The organism is Pseudomonas sp. Pso3 (assembly GCF_055393275.1).
In genome coordinates, this window is record NZ_AP043687.1 from 1,777,586 (window position 1) to 1,794,193 (window position 16,608).

Annotated in this window: 17 protein-coding genes and 1 tRNA gene; 15 read left to right on the top strand and 3 right to left on the bottom strand. The window is 65.4% G+C overall.

All coding sequences use genetic code 11. The features are described 5' to 3' along the window. Positions 1 to 87 precede the first annotated feature (87 nt). The 13 genes from aroC to ACZ5R1_RS08425 all read left to right on the top strand — a co-directional run bounded on the left by aroC (position 88) and on the right by ACZ5R1_RS08425 (position 11,050). A complete protein-coding gene (aroC, locus tag ACZ5R1_RS08365; protein ID WP_027599885.1) occupies positions 88 to 1,179 on the top strand; it encodes a chorismate synthase in 1,092 nt (363 codons plus the stop codon). 14 nt (positions 1,180 to 1,193) lie between these two features. Beyond that, on the top strand, positions 1,194 to 2,357 hold the full coding sequence (locus ACZ5R1_RS08370; RefSeq protein ID WP_027599884.1) for an MFS transporter: 1,164 nt from the start codon (positions 1,194 to 1,196) through the stop codon (positions 2,355 to 2,357). 196 nt (positions 2,358 to 2,553) lie between these two features. Next, the gene (locus tag ACZ5R1_RS08375) at positions 2,554 to 3,168 is read left to right on the top strand and encodes a methylthioribulose 1-phosphate dehydratase (RefSeq protein ID WP_027601863.1); all 615 of its coding nucleotides are present in this window, start codon (positions 2,554 to 2,556) and stop codon (positions 3,166 to 3,168) included. Further along, the gene (locus tag ACZ5R1_RS08380) at positions 3,165 to 3,716 is read left to right on the top strand and encodes a 1,2-dihydroxy-3-keto-5-methylthiopentene dioxygenase (protein ID WP_007159014.1); all 552 of its coding nucleotides are present in this window, start codon (positions 3,165 to 3,167) and stop codon (positions 3,714 to 3,716) included. The genes ACZ5R1_RS08375 and ACZ5R1_RS08380 overlap by 4 nt, the downstream gene beginning before the upstream one ends. Next, a complete protein-coding gene (gene mtnC / locus ACZ5R1_RS08385; protein ID WP_077172471.1) occupies positions 3,713 to 4,399 on the top strand; it encodes an acireductone synthase in 687 nt (228 codons plus the stop codon). The genes ACZ5R1_RS08380 and mtnC overlap by 4 nt, the downstream gene beginning before the upstream one ends. Before the next feature lie 105 nt (positions 4,400 to 4,504). Beyond that, positions 4,505 to 4,717 carry a PLD nuclease N-terminal domain-containing protein gene (locus ACZ5R1_RS08390; protein WP_026083979.1) on the top strand — a complete coding sequence of 71 codons (213 nt, stop codon included), beginning with the start codon at positions 4,505 to 4,507 and terminating at the stop codon, positions 4,715 to 4,717. A 96-nt stretch (positions 4,718 to 4,813) separates the two neighbouring features. Further along, positions 4,814 to 5,665, top strand: coding sequence for a polyamine aminopropyltransferase (gene speE, locus ACZ5R1_RS08395; RefSeq protein WP_027599880.1), 852 nt, complete (start codon positions 4,814 to 4,816; stop codon positions 5,663 to 5,665). 104 nt (positions 5,666 to 5,769) lie between these two features. Then, a complete protein-coding gene (locus tag ACZ5R1_RS08400; protein WP_007159010.1) occupies positions 5,770 to 6,111 on the top strand; it encodes a ribonuclease E inhibitor RraB in 342 nt (113 codons plus the stop codon). Between the two features lie 257 nt (positions 6,112 to 6,368). Next, on the top strand, positions 6,369 to 7,778 hold the full coding sequence (locus ACZ5R1_RS08405; protein ID WP_007159009.1) for a circularly permuted type 2 ATP-grasp protein: 1,410 nt from the start codon (positions 6,369 to 6,371) through the stop codon (positions 7,776 to 7,778). Positions 7,779 to 7,840: 62 nt separating this feature from the next. Further along, on the top strand, positions 7,841 to 8,794 hold the full coding sequence (locus ACZ5R1_RS08410) for an alpha-E domain-containing protein (RefSeq protein ID WP_007159008.1): 954 nt from the start codon (positions 7,841 to 7,843) through the stop codon (positions 8,792 to 8,794). After that, on the top strand, positions 8,791 to 9,591 hold the full coding sequence (locus tag ACZ5R1_RS08415) for a transglutaminase family protein (RefSeq protein WP_027599879.1): 801 nt from the start codon (positions 8,791 to 8,793) through the stop codon (positions 9,589 to 9,591). Before ACZ5R1_RS08410 ends, ACZ5R1_RS08415 begins: the two co-directional genes overlap by 4 nt. 98 nt (positions 9,592 to 9,689) lie before the next feature. Next, entirely contained in the window at positions 9,690 to 10,427 is a 738-nt protein-coding gene (locus tag ACZ5R1_RS08420; RefSeq protein WP_027601867.1) for a proteasome-type protease, read from the top strand. A 533-nt stretch (positions 10,428 to 10,960) separates the two neighbouring features. Then, positions 10,961 to 11,050: transfer RNA gene (locus tag ACZ5R1_RS08425), tRNA-Ser, on the top strand. Positions 11,051 to 11,124: 74 nt separating this feature from the next. Here the strand turns inward: ACZ5R1_RS08425 and ACZ5R1_RS08430 are convergent. The 3 genes from ACZ5R1_RS08430 to ACZ5R1_RS08440 all read right to left on the bottom strand — a co-directional run bounded on the left by ACZ5R1_RS08430 (position 11,125) and on the right by ACZ5R1_RS08440 (position 13,341). Continuing rightward, positions 11,125 to 11,937 carry an HDOD domain-containing protein gene (locus ACZ5R1_RS08430; RefSeq protein ID WP_074584242.1) on the bottom strand — a complete coding sequence of 271 codons (813 nt, stop codon included), beginning with the start codon at positions 11,935 to 11,937 and terminating at the stop codon, positions 11,125 to 11,127. Between the two features lie 184 nt (positions 11,938 to 12,121). Further along, positions 12,122 to 12,850, bottom strand: coding sequence for a UDP-2,3-diacylglucosamine diphosphatase (gene lpxH / locus ACZ5R1_RS08435; protein ID WP_284670828.1), 729 nt, complete (start codon positions 12,848 to 12,850; stop codon positions 12,122 to 12,124). Continuing rightward, positions 12,847 to 13,341, bottom strand: coding sequence for a peptidylprolyl isomerase (locus ACZ5R1_RS08440; protein ID WP_007158996.1), 495 nt, complete (start codon positions 13,339 to 13,341; stop codon positions 12,847 to 12,849). The genes lpxH and ACZ5R1_RS08440 overlap by 4 nt, the downstream gene beginning before the upstream one ends. Positions 13,342 to 13,487: 146 nt before the next feature. On the opposite strand from ACZ5R1_RS08440, the gene ACZ5R1_RS08445 reads away from it, so the two are divergent. Beyond that, positions 13,488 to 15,176: a glutamine--tRNA ligase/YqeY domain fusion protein gene (locus ACZ5R1_RS08445; RefSeq protein ID WP_464713023.1), complete on the top strand. Its 1,689-nt coding sequence runs from the start codon at positions 13,488 to 13,490 to the stop codon at positions 15,174 to 15,176. Further along, positions 15,176 to 16,561, top strand: coding sequence for a cysteine--tRNA ligase (gene cysS, locus ACZ5R1_RS08450; RefSeq protein WP_464713024.1), 1,386 nt, complete (start codon positions 15,176 to 15,178; stop codon positions 16,559 to 16,561). The genes ACZ5R1_RS08445 and cysS overlap by 1 nt, the downstream gene beginning before the upstream one ends. The last annotated feature ends 47 nt before the right edge of the window (positions 16,562 to 16,608 follow it).

Genomic DNA, 16,608 nt, shown 5'->3' on the forward strand with positions numbered 1-16,608 from the left:
CAATCCGTGTAAAAGACCACGGCGCGTGTAAAATCGCCCATTCCCAATTTGAATCCATACCTTTCACCCGTAGCGCGGAGCCCTCGCATGTCCGGCAATACCCTCGGCACGCTGTTTACCGTCACCACCGCCGGCGAAAGCCATGGCCCGGCGCTGGTCGCCATCGTCGACGGTTGCCCACCCGGACTGCCCCTGGACCTCGCCGACCTGCAGCGCGACCTGGATCGGCGCAAGCCCGGTACCAGCCGCCACACCACCCAGCGCCAGGAAGCGGACGAGGTGGAGATCCTTTCCGGGGTCTTCGAGGGCGTCACCACCGGTACCCCCATCGGCCTGCTGATCCGCAACACCGACCAGAAGTCCAAGGATTACTCGGCGATCAAGGACCTGTTCCGCCCGGCCCATGCCGACTACGCCTACCACCACAAGTACGGCCTGCGCGACTACCGCGGCGGCGGTCGCAGCTCGGCGCGGGAGACCGCCATGCGCGTGGCGGCGGGTGCCATCGCCAAGAAGTACCTGGCCACCCAGGGCATCCGGGTGCGCGGCTACATGAGCCAGCTGGGTCCCATCGAGATCCCCTTCAAGACCTGGGACAGCGTGGAAGAGAACGCCTTCTTCAGCCCCGATCCGGACCGGGTGCCGGAGCTGGAGGCCTACATGGACCAGCTGCGCCGCGATCAGGATTCTGTGGGTGCGCGCATCACCGTGGTCGCCGACGGCGTGCCGCCGGGGCTGGGCGAGCCGATCTTCGATCGCCTCGACGCCGAGCTGGCCTATGCGCTGATGAGCGTCAACGCGGTGAAGGGCGTCGAGATCGGCGCCGGTTTCGCCAGCGTCGCCCAGCGCGGCACCGAGCACCGGGACGAACTGACCCCGGAAGGCTTCCTGTCCAACAACGCCGGTGGCGTACTCGGCGGCATCTCCTCCGGCCAGCCCATCGTCGCCCACCTGGCGCTGAAGGCCACCTCCAGCATCACCACCCCGGGGCGTTCCATCGACGTCCACGGCCAACCGGTGGATATCATCACCAAGGGTCGCCACGATCCCTGCGTGGGCATCCGCGCCACGCCCATCGCCGAGGCGATGATGGCCCTGGTGCTGATGGATCACCTCTTGCGTCACCGCGCGCAGAATGCCGAGGTGCGGGTGGGCACGCCCGTCCTACCGCAACTCTGATCAGCGGACGGACGATGCCGGTTCCCTATTGGCGGCTGTCGGGCTTCTATTTCGCCTACTTCGCGCTGCTGGGGGCCACGGCGCCCTACCTGGGGCTGTACTTCCACCACCTGGGCTTTTCCGGCACCGCCATCGGCCAACTGGTGGCCATCCCCATGCTGATGCGGGTGCTGGCGCCCAATCTCTGGGGCTGGCTGGCCGATCGCACCGGCCGCCGGCTGAGCATCGTCCGCCTGGGCGCCGCCTGCACCCTGCTGTGCTTTTCCGGCATCTACCTGGGCCAGGGCTTCGCCTGGCTGGCGCTGATCATGGCCGGACATGCCTTCTTCTGGCATGCGGTGCTGCCGCAGTTCGAAGCCATCACCCTGGCCCACCTGCGCGACCAGCCACAGCGCTATGGGCGTATCCGCCTCTGGGGCTCCATCGGCTTCATTGCCGCGGTGGCGGGACTCGGCTGGGCCTTCGAATACGTCAGTCTGGATCTCTACCCGGCCTACCTGCTGCTGGTGATGGCGATCATCCTGCTCGCCTCGCTGGCGGTGCCGGGGGTCAAGGTCGATCCGGGCCAGCGCCCCGAGGCGCCGGCCGAGCCCTTCCTGACCACCCTGCGCCAGCCACGGGTGCTGGCCTTCTTCCTCGCCGCGGCGCTGATGCAGCTGTCCCACGGTCCTTATTACACGGTCTTCACCCTGCACCTGGAAGACCTCGGCTATGGCCGCGGCGTCATCGGCCAACTCTGGTCGCTGGGTGTGGTCGCCGAGGTGCTGATCTTCCTGGTGATGCCGCAGCTGCTGGCGCGGCTGGCGCTCAACACCCTGCTGGTCGCCGCCTTTCTCATCGCCGCCGGGCGCTGGCTGCTGCTGGGCGCCCTGGCCGATCACCTGGCGGTGCTGCTGTTCGCCCAGTTGCTGCATGCGGCCACCTTCGGCTGCTTCCATGCCGCCGCCATCCAGTTCGTCCAGTCCCATTTCGACCGCCGCCGCCAGGGCCAGGCCCAGTCGCTCTATGCCGCCCTGTCCGGGGCTGGCGGGGCGCTCGGCGCGCTGTATGCTGGCTATGCCTGGCAGGTGTCCGGTGCCCTTGCCGCCTTTGCCGGCGCCTCCCTGGCGGCGCTGGCCGGGGCCTTCCTCATCCTCTTGTCCGTTCGGTCCAGTACGAAAAGTGCCTGCGCTCGGTGATGCTTCGTTGAAAAACACCTGGATCGCCAGCCCGGTCGCAATGCTCATTTACCTCTCGTAAACTCCGCTTCCTCAGCGTTTTGATTCGCTGGCGCTCACCCTCTGGGCCAGCCGTTGGCTGTTACTCCCGTTGGTCGTTGCGCCTCGCCTGACCGTCGCTCGGCGACTTTTCGTACAGAACCAAGGAGAACCCTCCATGATCCAGCAGCGTGAGCAACTGGCCCGGGAAATCATCGATGCCGGTCGCTTCCTCTATGGCCGCGGCTGGTCGCCGGCCACCAGCAGCAACTATTCGGTGCGGCTGTCCGACAGCCGCCTGTTGCTGACCGTGTCCGGCAAGCACAAGGGCCAGCTGGAGCTGGACGACATCCTCGCCACCGATCTCGATGGCACGCCGCTGGAGGCCAAGAAGCCGTCCGCGGAAACCGCGCTGCACACCCAGCTCTATCGCTGGCAGCCGGAGATCGGTGCCGTGCTGCACACCCATTCGGTGAACTCGACGGTGCTCTCGCGCCAGCTCGAGGGGGATCGCCTGCTGCTGGACGGCTACGAGCTGCAGAAGGCGCTGCACGGCGTCACCACCCACGAGGTGCGGGTGGAAATCCCGGTGTTCGACAACGACCAGGACATCCCGCGCCTGGCCGACAAGGTGCAGACCTGGCTGGACGTGCATCCCGACTGCGTGGGGTACCTGATCCGCGGACACGGCCTCTATACTTGGGGCCCGCGCATGGCCGATGCCCTGCGCCACGTGGAAGCCTTCGAATTCCTCTTCGAATGCGAACTCAAGACCCGGAGCCTGCGTCCATGAGCCGACTGACCGTCTACCACGATGCCGAACCGCGCCAGCCGCTGAAGGTGATCAGCGATGGCGAGCACATTGCCGCCACCCTGGCCGAGGTCGGGGTGCGTTTCGAGCGCTGGCAGGCCACCGCCCCGGTGGCACCCGGCGCCAGCCAGGATGAGGTGATCGCCGCCTATCGGCCGGAGATCGATCGCCTCATCCAGGAGCGCGGCTACCAGACCGTCGACGTCATCAGCATGCATCCCGAGCATCCGCAGAAGGAGGCGCTGCGCGCCAAGTTCCTCGAAGAGCACCGGCACAACGAGGACGAGGTGCGCTTCTTCGTCGCCGGGCAGGGGCTCTTCACCCTGCACATCGACGATCACGTCTACGCCGTGCTCTGCGAAAAGGACGACCTCATCTCGGTGCCGGCCGGCACCCCGCACTGGTTCGACATGAGCGAGTCGCCGTCCTTTGTCGCCATTCGCCTGTTCGACAATCCCGACGGCTGGGTGGCCCACTTCACCGGCGTCGACATCGCCCAGCGCTTCCCGCGCCTGGAGGTCGAGGCGTGACGATCAAGGCCATCCTCACCGATATCGAAGGCACCACCAGCGCCGTCAGCTTCGTCTTCGACGTGCTCTTTCCCTATGCCCGCGAGCACCTGCCGGCGCTGGTGCGCGCCCAGTCCGGGGAGCCGGCGGTGGCCGAGCAACTCGACGCCGTGCGCGCCGAAGCCGGCGAGCTGGACGCCGACGTGGAGCGGGTGATCGCCATCCTCCTGGAATGGATCGCCACCGACCGCAAGGCCACCCCGCTCAAGGCCCTGCAGGGGCAGGTGTGGGAGCAGGGCTATCGCGCCGGCACCCTCAAGGGGCACGTCTATCCCGACGCGGTCCAGGCGCTGCGCCAGTGGCACGCGGCCGGGCTGCCGCTGTACGTCTATTCCTCGGGCTCGATACAGGCGCAGAAGCTGATCTTCGGCTGCTCGGAGCACGGCGATCTCAGCCCTTTGTTTTCCGGGTATTTCGATACCCTGACCGGCGGCAAGCGCGACGCCGCGTCCTATGCGCGCATCGCCTCGGCCACCACCCACGAGCCATCGGACCTGCTGTTTCTCTCCGACGTGGTGGAAGAGCTGGATGCCGCGCGCCAGGCGGGTCTGCCGACCTGTGGCCTGGTGCGTGCCGGTGGCCAGCTCGGCGATCATCCGTGCGTGGCGTCCTTCGCTGACATCGATCTCGCGGCCTTCAGCTGAAGCCCACGGCCGGCGCCGCTGCCAAGCGAGCCGGCCGAACTCGACGCCGCTCTTGCCAGTCCCAATTGACGAGACCTGTGTCCTCGCAACGGGAGTCGCGACATGATCAATTCCACCATTGGCGGTGTACTGGGCTTCATCGTCTTCCTGCTCGACATCTGGGCCATCGTCAACGTCATCCGCAGTGACAGCACCAGCAACGCCAAGATCGGCTGGACCGTGCTCATCATCGTGCTGCCGGTGATCGGCCTGATCGCCTGGGCGGCCGCCGGCCCGCGCGGCAATCGCTCGGCCACCGCGCCCACCCACAAGGGTTAGCCAGCACAACACTGGAGCCTGTCACATCCAGCTCTTACAATGCCCGGCTTTTGGCCGGGCATTGCTCGTCTCGGCCTGCCACCTGCGGAGATCGACATGAGCGACTACCTGGAAACCCTCTACGACGGCTATGGCCAGCGCTTCACCGTCGAGCGCATGCTGCACGAGGTGCGCACCGAGCATCAGCACCTGGTGATCTTCCAGAACGCCGTGCTGGGCAAGGTCATGGCCCTGGATGGCGTGATCCAGACCACCGAGGCCGACGAATTCATCTATCACGAGATGCTCACCCACGTGCCCCTGCTGGCCCATCCGGCGCCCAAGCGGGTGCTCATCATCGGCGGCGGTGACGGCGGCATCCTGCGCGAAGTGGCCAAGCACCAGGGGGTCGAGCACATCACCATGGTCGAGATCGACGGTTCGGTGGTGGAGATGTGCAAGGAGCACTTCCCCGGCCATTCCGCGGGTGCCTTCGAGGATCCGCGGCTGAATCTGGTAATCGACGACGGCATGAACTTCGTCGCCAACACCACCGAGCGCTACGACGTCATCATCTCCGACTCGACCGATCCCATCGGCCCGGCCGAGGTGCTGTTCTCGGAAAACTTCTACCAGGCCTGCCATCGCTGCCTGAACGAGGGCGGCGTGATGGTGGCCCAGAACGGTACCCCCTTCCTGCAACTGGACGAGGTCAGGACCACCGCCGGCCGGATGTCCGGGCTGTTCGCCGACTGGCACTTTTATCTGTCAGCGGTGCCTACCTACATAGGGGGCGTCATGACCCTCGCCTGGGGCAGCAAGGACGTGACCTTGCGTCGGCAAGATGCCGAAACCCTGGCGCAGCGCTACAGTGATACAGGCATCCAGACCCGTTACTACACCCCGGAGCTGCATGCTGCTGCCTTTGCTCTACCTCGATACGTGCTGGAGGCCATCGGCAAGGCGTAAGCCCTGGCGGTCGCGGCACCGTTCGAGTTTTCAGCCGCGACTCGCCGGACGTCGGTAGCGACGCTTCGGCGAGAAGATCATCCGAACCAGAGGAGGGTTGTCCTATGTCCTTGTCGTTTGCCGATGATGTGAGCTTGAACCTGCTGCAGCGGATGAAGGAGGGCGGCTTCGATTTCGCCCGCTTCCATCCAATCGACTTCTTCGCCATCTTCGCCGATGAAGGCAAGGCCCGCATCGCTGCGGACCAGTTTCACGGCGAGTCCCTCAATGCCCAGGTGATGCCGCACGAAGAGGGGGGTTGGCATCTGCAGGTCAGCAAAGTGATGTTCGCCACCCACGCCACCATCGACGATTTCGAAAGCGATCTGGAAGCGGTGGTGGTGCCCCTGGGCGGCCAGCTCGACGGCTGGGGCGTGACCCAGGAAGTCAGCCGCAGCTCTGCCTGATCCAAGCCCTGCCGAGGCGGCATCCCGCCGGGGATGCCCGTCTCACCCCCTGAAATCACCCCGCCGCTCAATCATCGCACTTTCCGCCCGCCGCACCGTCTTAGGCTCATGACGGAAACGTTGCGGTGCATGCGCACGCTTACGTGCCTGGCTTTGGTGCACCGCGCGACCCGATGCCGCGCAAGAGCTTGATCTACAAGCCTCTTGCGCTGGCACGCGGCTTGCGAAGCTGCACCGTGGGTGACAAGGAGATCGGCATGAGCCGCCAACTGTATAACGAGATGTATGACGTCCAGGCGCAATGCCGACCGCACTATGGTCGCTATGCGCAATGGCTGAGCGAGACACCCCCGGAACTCCTGGCCCAGCGGCGGCGTGAAGCCGACCTGCTGTTTCATCGCGCCGGTATCACCTTCACCCTCTATGGCGACGAGCAGGGCACGGAGCGCCTGATTCCCTTCGATGCGCTACCGCGGGCCATTCCCGCCAGCGAATGGCAGATCATCGAGCGCGGCTGCATCCAGCGCGTCCAGGCGCTGAATCTCTTTCTCCACGACCTCTATCACGACCAGCGCATCATCAAGGCCGGGGTCATTCCCGCCGAGCAGGTGCTGGCCAACGACCAGTACCAGCTGGCGATGCAGGGGCTGGACCTGCCCAACGGCATCTATGCCCATATCGCCGGGGTCGACCTGGTGCGCGATGGCGACGGTGCCTACTACGTGCTGGAAGACAACCTGCGCACCCCCAGCGGGGTGTCCTACATGCTCGAGAACCGCAAGATGATGATGCGGCTGTTTCCCGAGCTGTTCACCCTGGAGCGCATCGCGCCCATCGACCACTATCCGAATCTGCTGCTCGACACCCTGCGCAGTTCCACCCCGGTCAACAACCCCACGGTGGCGGTCCTCACCCCGGGTCGCTTCAACAGCGCCTACTTCGAGCATGCCTTCCTGGCCCGGGAGATGGGCGTGGAGCTGGTGGAGGGCGCCGATCTGCTGGTACGCGACGAACAGGTGTTCATGCGCACCACCTCGGGCTTCCAGAAGGTCGACGTCATCTATCGCCGCCTCGACGACGCCTTCCTCGATCCCCTGGCCTTCAATCCGGATTCCCTGCTTGGCGTCCCTGGCCTGCTGGCGGCCTATCGCGCCGGCAACGTCATCCTGGCCAATGCCATCGGCACCGGAGTGGCCGACGACAAGTCGATCTATCCCTATGTCCCGGAGATGATCCGCTTCTATCTCAGCGAAGAGCCGATCCTCTACAACGTGCCCACCTGGCAGTGCCGCAAGCCGGACGAACTGTCCCATGTGCTGGCCAACCTGCCCGAGCTGGTGGTCAAGGAAGTCCATGGCTCCGGCGGCTACGGCATGCTGGTCGGCCCCACCGCCAGCAGCATGGAGATCGAAGCCTTCCGCGCCCGGCTCAAGGCCAATCCCAGCGCCTACATCGCCCAGCCGACCCTGTCGCTATCCACCTGCCCGACCTTCGTCGAGAACGGCATCGCGCCGCGGCACATCGACCTGCGGCCCTTCGTGCTGTCCGGTCGCAAGACGCGCCTGGTGCCCGGTGGCCTGACCCGGGTCGCCCTGCGCGAAGGTTCGCTGGTGGTGAATTCCTCCCAGGGCGGTGGCACCAAGGACACCTGGGTGGTGCAGGACTAGATCGCCACAGAACAGTGGCCGCCCCGGCGGCCTCGCAAGGACCTTTGAAAGGCGACCCCACCATGTTGAGTCGTACCGCTGCCGATCTGTACTGGATGTCCCGCAACCTGGAGCGCGCCGAGAATCTCGCGCGGATGCTGGACGTCAGCTATTCGCTGTCGATGATGCCGCAGAGCGGGCAGGGCGGAGGCCTGGACGAGCTGGCCATGCCGCTGCTTATCACCGGCACCCTGGATGACTACCGGGAAAAGCACGGCGCCCTGCACCCCGAGCGCCTGCTGCATTTCTTCGCCCTGGACGAGCGCAACCCCGGCAGCATCTATTGCTGCCTGCAGGCCGCGCGCAGCAATGCCCACGCGGTGCGTGGACGCATCACCGCCGACATGTGGGAGAACGTCAACTCCACCTGGCTGGAGATGCGCGAGATTGCCGTCACCGGTCTGATCCGCTTCGGCATCAGCCGCTTCTGCGAATGGGTCAAGGAGCGTTCCCACCTGTTCCGTGGCGCCACCGTCGGCACCATCATGAGAAACGACGCCTATCGCTTCATCCGCCTGGGCACCTTCGTTGAGCGCGCCGACAACACCCTGCGCATGCTCGACGCCCGCTACCAGGTACTGGGGGAAGAGGAGGCGGAAGCCATCAGCGACGCCTCCGCCCGCGGCTTCTATCAGTGGAGCGCCCTGTTGCGCGCCCTGAGCGCCTTCGAGGCCTACACCGAGCTCTATCGCGATGCCCTCAACGTGCGCAATGGCGCCGAACTGCTGCTGTTGCAGGAAGACCTGCCGCGCTCGCTGCTGGCCTGCGTGATCGAACTGCACCGGGTGCTGGCCAGTCTGCCCGGCGAGAACGGCCGCGAGGCCAAGCGCCTGGCGGCCGGTCTCGAGGCGCGGCTGCGCTATACCAGCATCGACGAGGTGCTCGAAGAAGGACTCCATGCCTGGATCGGCGACTTCATCGTCCATGTCCGCCAGCTCGGCAGCGCCATCAATACCGCTTACCTGGAGACCGTATGAGACTCGCGATTCATCACGAAACCCTGTATCGCTACGCCGACCAGGTACGCGCGAGCATCCAGTACCTGCGGCTCACGCCCCAGGATGATGCCCGTCAGCGGATCCTCGGCTGGGAGCTGGCCTTGCCACGGCCGGCGCGGGCGCAGCGCGATCCCTTCGGCAACATCCTGCATGTGCTGACCCTGGATACGCCGCACGACGCCATCACCATCACCGCCAGCGGCCAGGTGGAGATCGACGAGACCTTCGAGGCGGAACCCTGCCAGGCCTCGGCCTTTCCCTTCCTGCGCCAGACCCGGCTGACCGAGGCCGACGAGGCGCTGACCGCCTTCGCCCGCGAGGTCTGCGACGGTCGCCGCGATCGCGACACCCTGATCCAGCTGATGGAGCGCCTGCACGAGCGCATGACCTATGTGCCCGGCTCCACCGAGGTGGACGGCAATGCCGCCCAGGCCTTCGCCAAGGGCGCCGGGGTGTGCCAGGACCATGCCCATGCCTTCCTGGCTTGCGCCCGCAGCCTGGGGATCCCGGCGCGCTATGTGTCCGGCTATCTGTGCACCGACGACAGCGCGCACCTCTCCAGCCACGCCTGGGCGGAAGCCTGGCATGACGGCGCCTGGTACAGCTACGACGTCACCAATCGCCTGGCCCGGCCGGAGCGGCACCTACGGCTGGCCATCGGTCTGGACTACCTGGACGCCTGTCCCGTGCGCGGCATGCGCCGCGGCGGCGGGGTGGAGCACATGGAGGCCAGGGTGCTGGTCGAGCCCTTGCAGCAGGCGCAGCAACAGCAATAATCGGCGCTGCCCATAGCAGACGAAAAGGCGGCCAGGGGCCGTCTTTTCTTTTGCTGTCGGGCGCTGTCGCGTCGACCGTTCGATCAGCCGAGGTTCGCATGACCTATTGCGTCGCCATGAAACTGCAGGATGGCCTGGTATTCGTCGCCGATTCCCGTACCAATGCCGGGGTCGACAACATCGCCACCTTTCGCAAGCTGCACCTGTTCCGTATCCCCGGCGAGCGCCTGATCGTCATCCAGTCGGCAGGCAATCTGGCCACCTCCCAGGCGGTGATCAGTCTGCTGCGACAGCGCCTGGACAGCGAGCAGGACAACCTGCACGGCGTACCCACCCTGTACGACGCCGCCCGGCTGCTGGGGCAGACCCTGCGCGAGGTCCTGCAGCGCGATGCCGAGGATGCGCCCAGCGGTCACGGCCTGGACCTGAGCTGTTCCTTTCTGCTGGGTGGGCAGATCCGCGGGGCGGAGCCGGAGCTGTTCAATCTCTATCCCCATGGCAACTTCATCAGCGCCACCGAGGACACGCCTTACTTCCAGATCGGCGAGAGCAAATACGGCAAGCCCATCCTGGATCGGGCGCTGACCTTCGCGACGCCGCTGGAAGAAGCCCTGCGCTGCGCGTTGCTGTCCTACGACGCCACCATTCGCAGCAACCTGTCGGTGGGGCTACCGCTGGATCTGGTGGTCTATCCGCGCGATCGGCTGGCGCAGGTCAGCAGTCACCGGATCGACGAACAGGATCCCTACTTCCAGGCCCTGCGCAAGGGCTGGGGGGAAGGGCTGCGTGATCTGCTGGCAGCCTTGCCGGCAGCACCTGCGGATTACTGGCGCTAGGGATCAGCCAAAGAACCGCGAGAGGTTGGGGATGACCAGCACGACGGTGGTGACGATGAGCACGAAACTCGCCTGACGCCACTTGGGGACGGGATTCTTGAACATGACTCGGGGCCTTTATTGTTAGCTGTTTAGAGCCTTTACGTCTTCAGCGGGAAGCGCTTGCGCAACAGCGGCATGCAGTTACTGATACCCGCAGGCTTGAGCACTATCCAGTAGCTATAGAACATAAATTTCAGTTTTGTGGCGGTAACCGGCCAGGCGGTTATCAGAAATGTCGTACCAAGGGATTTTTCCTTTGCTTTCAGGCGATTAGGAAAATGCGTGCGACGCTACCGTTGGTCGGAGGTATCAACGGTTTGGAGCGAGGGAGGAGCGACCAGCCGGTCATCCCGTGAACGGGGCAGGGCGCAGGCCCTTCCAGGTCGTGAATGCAAATGTATGAATCGATTGAAGAAAAAGCTTGCCATCGAAATCGCCTTTGCCTATAGTTGCGCGCCTCGGTGATGCAGATGCAGCCACTGAGCAAATCTGGTGAGGTGTCCGAGCGGTTGAAGGAGCACGCCTGGAAAGTGTGTATAGGAGAAATCTTATCGAGGGTTCGAATCCCTCCCTCACCGCCAGATCTGAGAAAACCCCTGAGAGCCCAGCTCCAGGGGTTTTTTCTTGCCTGCGATTTGGCCAGGCCCTCCGGGGATCAGGCGGCCTGGGCAAAGGTCGCGGCGGTATCCCGGGCGTTGGGCAGCACGGCCGTCAGCTGTTCCAGGTCGATGCTGGCGAACAGCGGGCCGCTCAGGTCCTGCACCTTGCTGTCGCCGGCATTCTCGTGCAGCACCTCGGCCACGGCGACCGCCTGAGCCACGATCAGCGCATAGCCGTTGCCTTCCGGCGCCTGCAGCGGGCGGGCCTGATAGCCGATCGCATCGCGCAGCACCTGGGGCAGTTGCCAACGACGCGCCAGCTCGGCGCCCACTTCCGGATAGCCGAAGCCCAGTTGCAGGGTCTCGTCAGCGGCGCGATGGCTGCTGGCGGTGGCCCGACCGGCCAGGCTGGGGGCCAGCTCCGGCGCACCGCTCTGGATCAGCAACTCGCCGATGTCATGCAGCATGCCGCAGGTAAAGGCGGTTTCCTGGTCCAGGCCGGCCTGCTTGGCCAGCGGCTTGCACAGGCTGGCGACCAGGAAGCTGTTGTACCAGAAGGCCTGCAGATCGAAGCCGGGTGCGGCCTTGAAGCCGCTGGCGAAGGCCGAAGCCAGGACCAGGGTGCGCAGGGTGTTGAAGCCCAGGCGCAGGGCGGCGTCTTCGATGCTGGTGGATTCGCGGGCGCCGCGGAAGCGCGCCGAGTTGGCCAGGCGCAGCACCTTGGCGGCGATGACCGGGTCACGCGCCACGGTGCGCGACAGGGTTTCGATGCTGGTGTTGGGGTCGTCGAATTGCCGGATCAGGACCTGCGCCACTTCGGGGACGTTGGGCAGGTTGTGCAGCTGGGCAAAGAGGGTGTCGAGTTGCATGGGCGTCTCCGCGGAAAAGGGTTACATCTCCTTACACCCTCGTCATCGGTCGCCTGCGCGGATTTCTGTAGTCGCCATGTGACGATCGGTCGCAGCCCGGGCGACCAGGACCAGGTGGCCGCGCAGGATTGCCTTTCCGGTCAGGGACTTGCCGCACGCAAGCCAGGCTTGCCTGGCTGCGTCATTACCGTTCGTCGAGGGCGAAGTCGACCTGGCTCAGGCCCGCTGCGCTGGCTGCCAGCACCCAGCCGCGACGGTCCCAATCGCCCAGCACGATACGTTCGGCCGGCTGGCCATCGAGCAGCAGCTCATGACGGGCGGGTCTGTGGGTATGGCCGTGGATCAGCGTGGTCACCCGGGCGGCGCGCATTTCCCGCTCGACCTCGGCCTCGGTGACATCGGTGATGTCCATGGCCTTGGCCCGGGTCTGCTGGCGACTTTCGCTGCGCAGCTTGCGCGCCAGCTTCTGGCGGCTGGCCAGCGGCAGGTGGCGCAGGACGAAGAGGGTGAGGGGGTTGCGCAGGATGCGGCGCAGCTTCTGGTAGCCCTCGTCGCGGGTGCAGAGGGTATCGCCGTGCATCAGCAGCACGCGACGGCCGTGGAAGTCGGCGATATGGCGATCCGGCAGCAGGCGGCAGCCAGCCTGGCGGCAAAAGGCCTTGCCGATTAGAAAGTCGCGATTGCCGTGCATCAGGTAGATGGCCGTACCGCTGTCAGCCAGCTGGCGCAGGGCCGTTGCGATCTCCTGCTCGAAGGCACCCATGGCGTCGTCGCCGATCCAGGCTTCGAACAGATCGCCAAGGATGTACAGGGCCTCGGCACCGCGGGCGCGGGTTTCGAGGAGATGCAAAAACGCCCGGACCAGGTCCGGGCGTTGCGGTTCGAGATGCAGGTCGGAGACCAGTAGGATCACTCGACGATCTCGGCCTTCTCGATGATCACGTCTTCGCTCGGCACGTCCTGGTGACCGGCCTTGCTGGTGGTGGCGACGCCCTTGATGGCGTTGACCACGTCCATGCCTTCGACGACCTTGCCGAACACCGCATAGCCCCAGCCCTGGCTGGTGGGCGCGGTGTGGTTGAGGAAGGTGTTGTCGGACACGTTGATGAAGAACTGCGCCGAGGCGGAGTGCGGGTCCATGGTGCGGGCCATGGCGACGGTGCCGATCGCGTTGGAGACGCCATTGTTGGCTTCGTTCTTGATCGGGGCGCGGGTCGGCTTCTGCTTCATGCCCGGCTCGAAACCACCGCCCTGGACCATGAAGTTGCTGATCACACGGTGGAAGATGGTGCCGTCGTAGTGACCGCTCTTGACGTATTCCTTGAAATTGGCCGCGGTTTCGGGCGCCTTGTCCTCGAAGAGTTCCAGGGTGATGACGCCGTGGTTGGTGTGCAGCTTGATCATGGCAGCGAATCCGTAGCTAAGGGGGACAGCATCCAGACCCGGCGAAGGCCTCAAGGGTTTCGCCGGGACTTGACGGGTTGGGCTATGATACGGGTTTACCTTTGCCCGGCCTACCCTGGCCGCGCGTCTGCCCAGTTAAGGATCCCATGAGCAAGCCGACTTCCGACTCGTCCACCGCCGCCAAAGCCGCCCCCGCGCATTTCCTGCGGCAGATCGTCCAGGCTGACCTGGACGCCGGCAAGCAGGCCAAGATCGTCACCCGCTTCCCCCCGGAGCCCAACGGCTACCTGCACATCGGCCACGCCAAGTCGATCTGCGTGAACTTCGGGCTGGCCAAGGAATTCGGCGGCGACTGCCATCTGCGCTTCGACGACACCAACCCGGCCAAGGAAGACCAGGAATACATCGACGCCATCAAGAGCGATGTGCACTGGCTGGGCTTCGACTGGGCCGGCGAGGTGCGCTACGCCTCCAGCTACTTCGACCAGCTCTACGCCTGGGCCGTCAACCTGATCGAACAGGGCCTGGCCTATGTCTGCGACCTCACCCCCGAGCAGGCCCGCGAATACCGCGGCAGCCTCACCGAGCCGGGTCGCAACAGCCCCTTCCGCGACCGTTCGGTGGCCGAGAACCTGGACCTGTTCGCCCGCATGAAGGCCGGCGAATTCAAGGACGGCGAGAAGGTGCTGCGCGCCAAGATCGACATGGCCTCGCCCAACATGAACCTGCGCGATCCCATCCTCTATCGCATCCGCCACGCTCATCACCACCAGACCGGCGATGCCTGGTGCATCTATCCGAGCTATGACTTCACCCATGGCCAGTCCGATGCCCTGGAAGGCGTGACCCACTCCATCTGCACCCTGGAGTTCGAGGACCATCGCCCGCTGTACGAGTGGTTCCTGGCCAAGCTGCCGGTGCCGGCGCAGCCGCGCCAGTACGAATTCGCCCGCCTCAACCTGAACTACACCGTCACCAGCAAGCGCAAGCTCAAGCAGCTGGTGGACGAAGGCCATGTGCAGGGCTGGGACGATCCGCGCATGTCGACCCTGTCGGGCTATCGCCGTCGCGGCTACACCCCGGCCGCCATCCGCAACTTCTGCGAGATGATCGGTGTGACCCGCTCCAACGGGGTGGTCGATGTGGCCATGCTGGAATTCGCCATCCGCGAGGACCTGGACCAGAACGCCCCGCGCGCCATGTGCGTGCTGAAGCCCCTCAAGGTGGTGATCACCAACTACCCCGAGGGCCAGGTGGAAAACCTGGAACTGGCACGGCATCCCAAGCAGGACCTGGGCGTGCGCCAGCTGCCCTTCACTCGCGAGCTGTACATCGACCAGGGCGACTACGAAGAGAATCCGCCCAAGGGCTACAAGCGCCTGGAGCCGGGTGGCGAGGTGCGTCTGCGCGGCAGCTACGTGATCCGCGCCGACGAAGCCATCAAGGACGCCGACGGCAAGGTCATCGAGCTGCACTGCAGCTACGATCCGGACACCCTGGGCAAGAACCCCGAAGGCCGCAAGGTCAAGGGCGTGATCCACTGGGTGCCGGCCGAGGGTAGCGTGGAGTGCGAGGTACGCCTCTACGATCGCCTGTTCCGTTCGGCCCAGCCGGAGAAGAGCGAAGAGGGCGGCAGCTTCCTCGACAACATCAACCCCGAGTCCCTGGTGGTGCTCAAGGGCTGCCGCGCCGAGCCGTCCCTGGCCCAGGCCCAGCCGGAAGACCGCTTCCAGTTCGAGCGCGAAGGCTACTTCTGCGTCGACCTCAAGGATTCGGCGCCCGGCAAGCCGGTATTCAACCGCACCGTGACCCTGCGCGATTCCTGGGGGCAATGATGGCGCTGCACCTCTACAACACCCTGACCAAGACCAAGGAAGCCTTCACGCCGCTGGTGCCGGGGCAGGTGCGCATGTACGTCTGCGGCATGACCGTCTATGACTACTGCCACCTGGGCCATGGCCGCAGCATGGTGGCCTTCGACGTCATCACGCGCTGGCTGCGCCATAGCGGCTATGACCTGACCTACGTGCGCAACATCACGGACATCGACGACAAGATCATCAACCGCGCCAACGCCAACGGCGAGCCCTTCACCGACCTGGTAGCGCGGATGATCGAGGCGATGCACGAGGACGAGGCGCGGCTGAACATTCGCAAGCCCGACCAGGAGCCGCGCGCCACCGATCATATCGACGGCATGCACGCCATGATCCAGACCCTGATCGACAAGGGCTACGCCTATGCCGCGGGCAATGGCGACGTCTACTACCGGGTCAATCGCTTCGCCGGCTACGGCAAGCTGTCGCGGCGGCGCGTCGAGGACCTGCGCATCGGTGCCCGCATCGAGCCGGGCGAGGCCAAGGAAGATCCGCTGGACTTCGTGCTGTGGAAGGCCGCCAAACCGGGCGAGCCGACCTGGGCTTCGCCCTGGGGAGAGGGGCGGCCGGGCTGGCACATCGAGTGCTCGGTGATGTCCACCTGCTGCCTGGGCGAGACCTTCGACATCCACGGCGGCGGCAACGACCTGGAGTTCCCGCACCACGAGAACGAGATCGCCCAGAGCGAGGCGGCCACCGGCAAGACCTACGCCAATGCCTGGCTGCACTGCGGGATGATCACCATCAACGGCGAGAAGATGTCCAAGTCCCTGGGCAACTTCTTCACCCTGCGTGAGGTGCTGGAGAAGTACCACCCGGAAGTGGTGCGCTACCTGCTGATCGCCAGCCACTACCGCAGCCCGATCAACTATTCGGAAGACAACCTGCGCGAAGCCAAGGGCGCCTTGGAGCGTTTCTATCATTCGCTCAAGGGCCTGCCCCAGGCGCCCGCCCAGGGTGGTGAAAGCTACGCCGAGCGCTTCGCCCAGTGCATGGACGACGACTTCAACACCGCCGGCGCCTGTGGCGTGCTGTTCGAACTGGCCCGCGAGATCAACCGCCTGCGCGAGAGCGATCCGGCCGCGGCGGCCGGCCTGGCCGGGCGGCTGCGCGAACTGGGTGAGGTGCTGGGCGTGCTGCAACTGGAGCCGGAAGCCTTCCTGCGCGCCGATGCGGCGGGCCGGGTGGATGCGGCCGAGGTCGAGGCGCTGATCCAGGCGCGCCTTGCTGCTCGTGCCGAGAAGAACTGGGCGGAATCCGACCGCATCCGTGATCAGCTCACTGCCCTGGGCGTGGTGCTGGAAGACGGCAAGGGCGGCACCACCTGGCGCCTGGCGGAGTAGGTCCGCGATCAGGTGGATGATGGTTCTGCGTCATCCGCCTGTCTGGC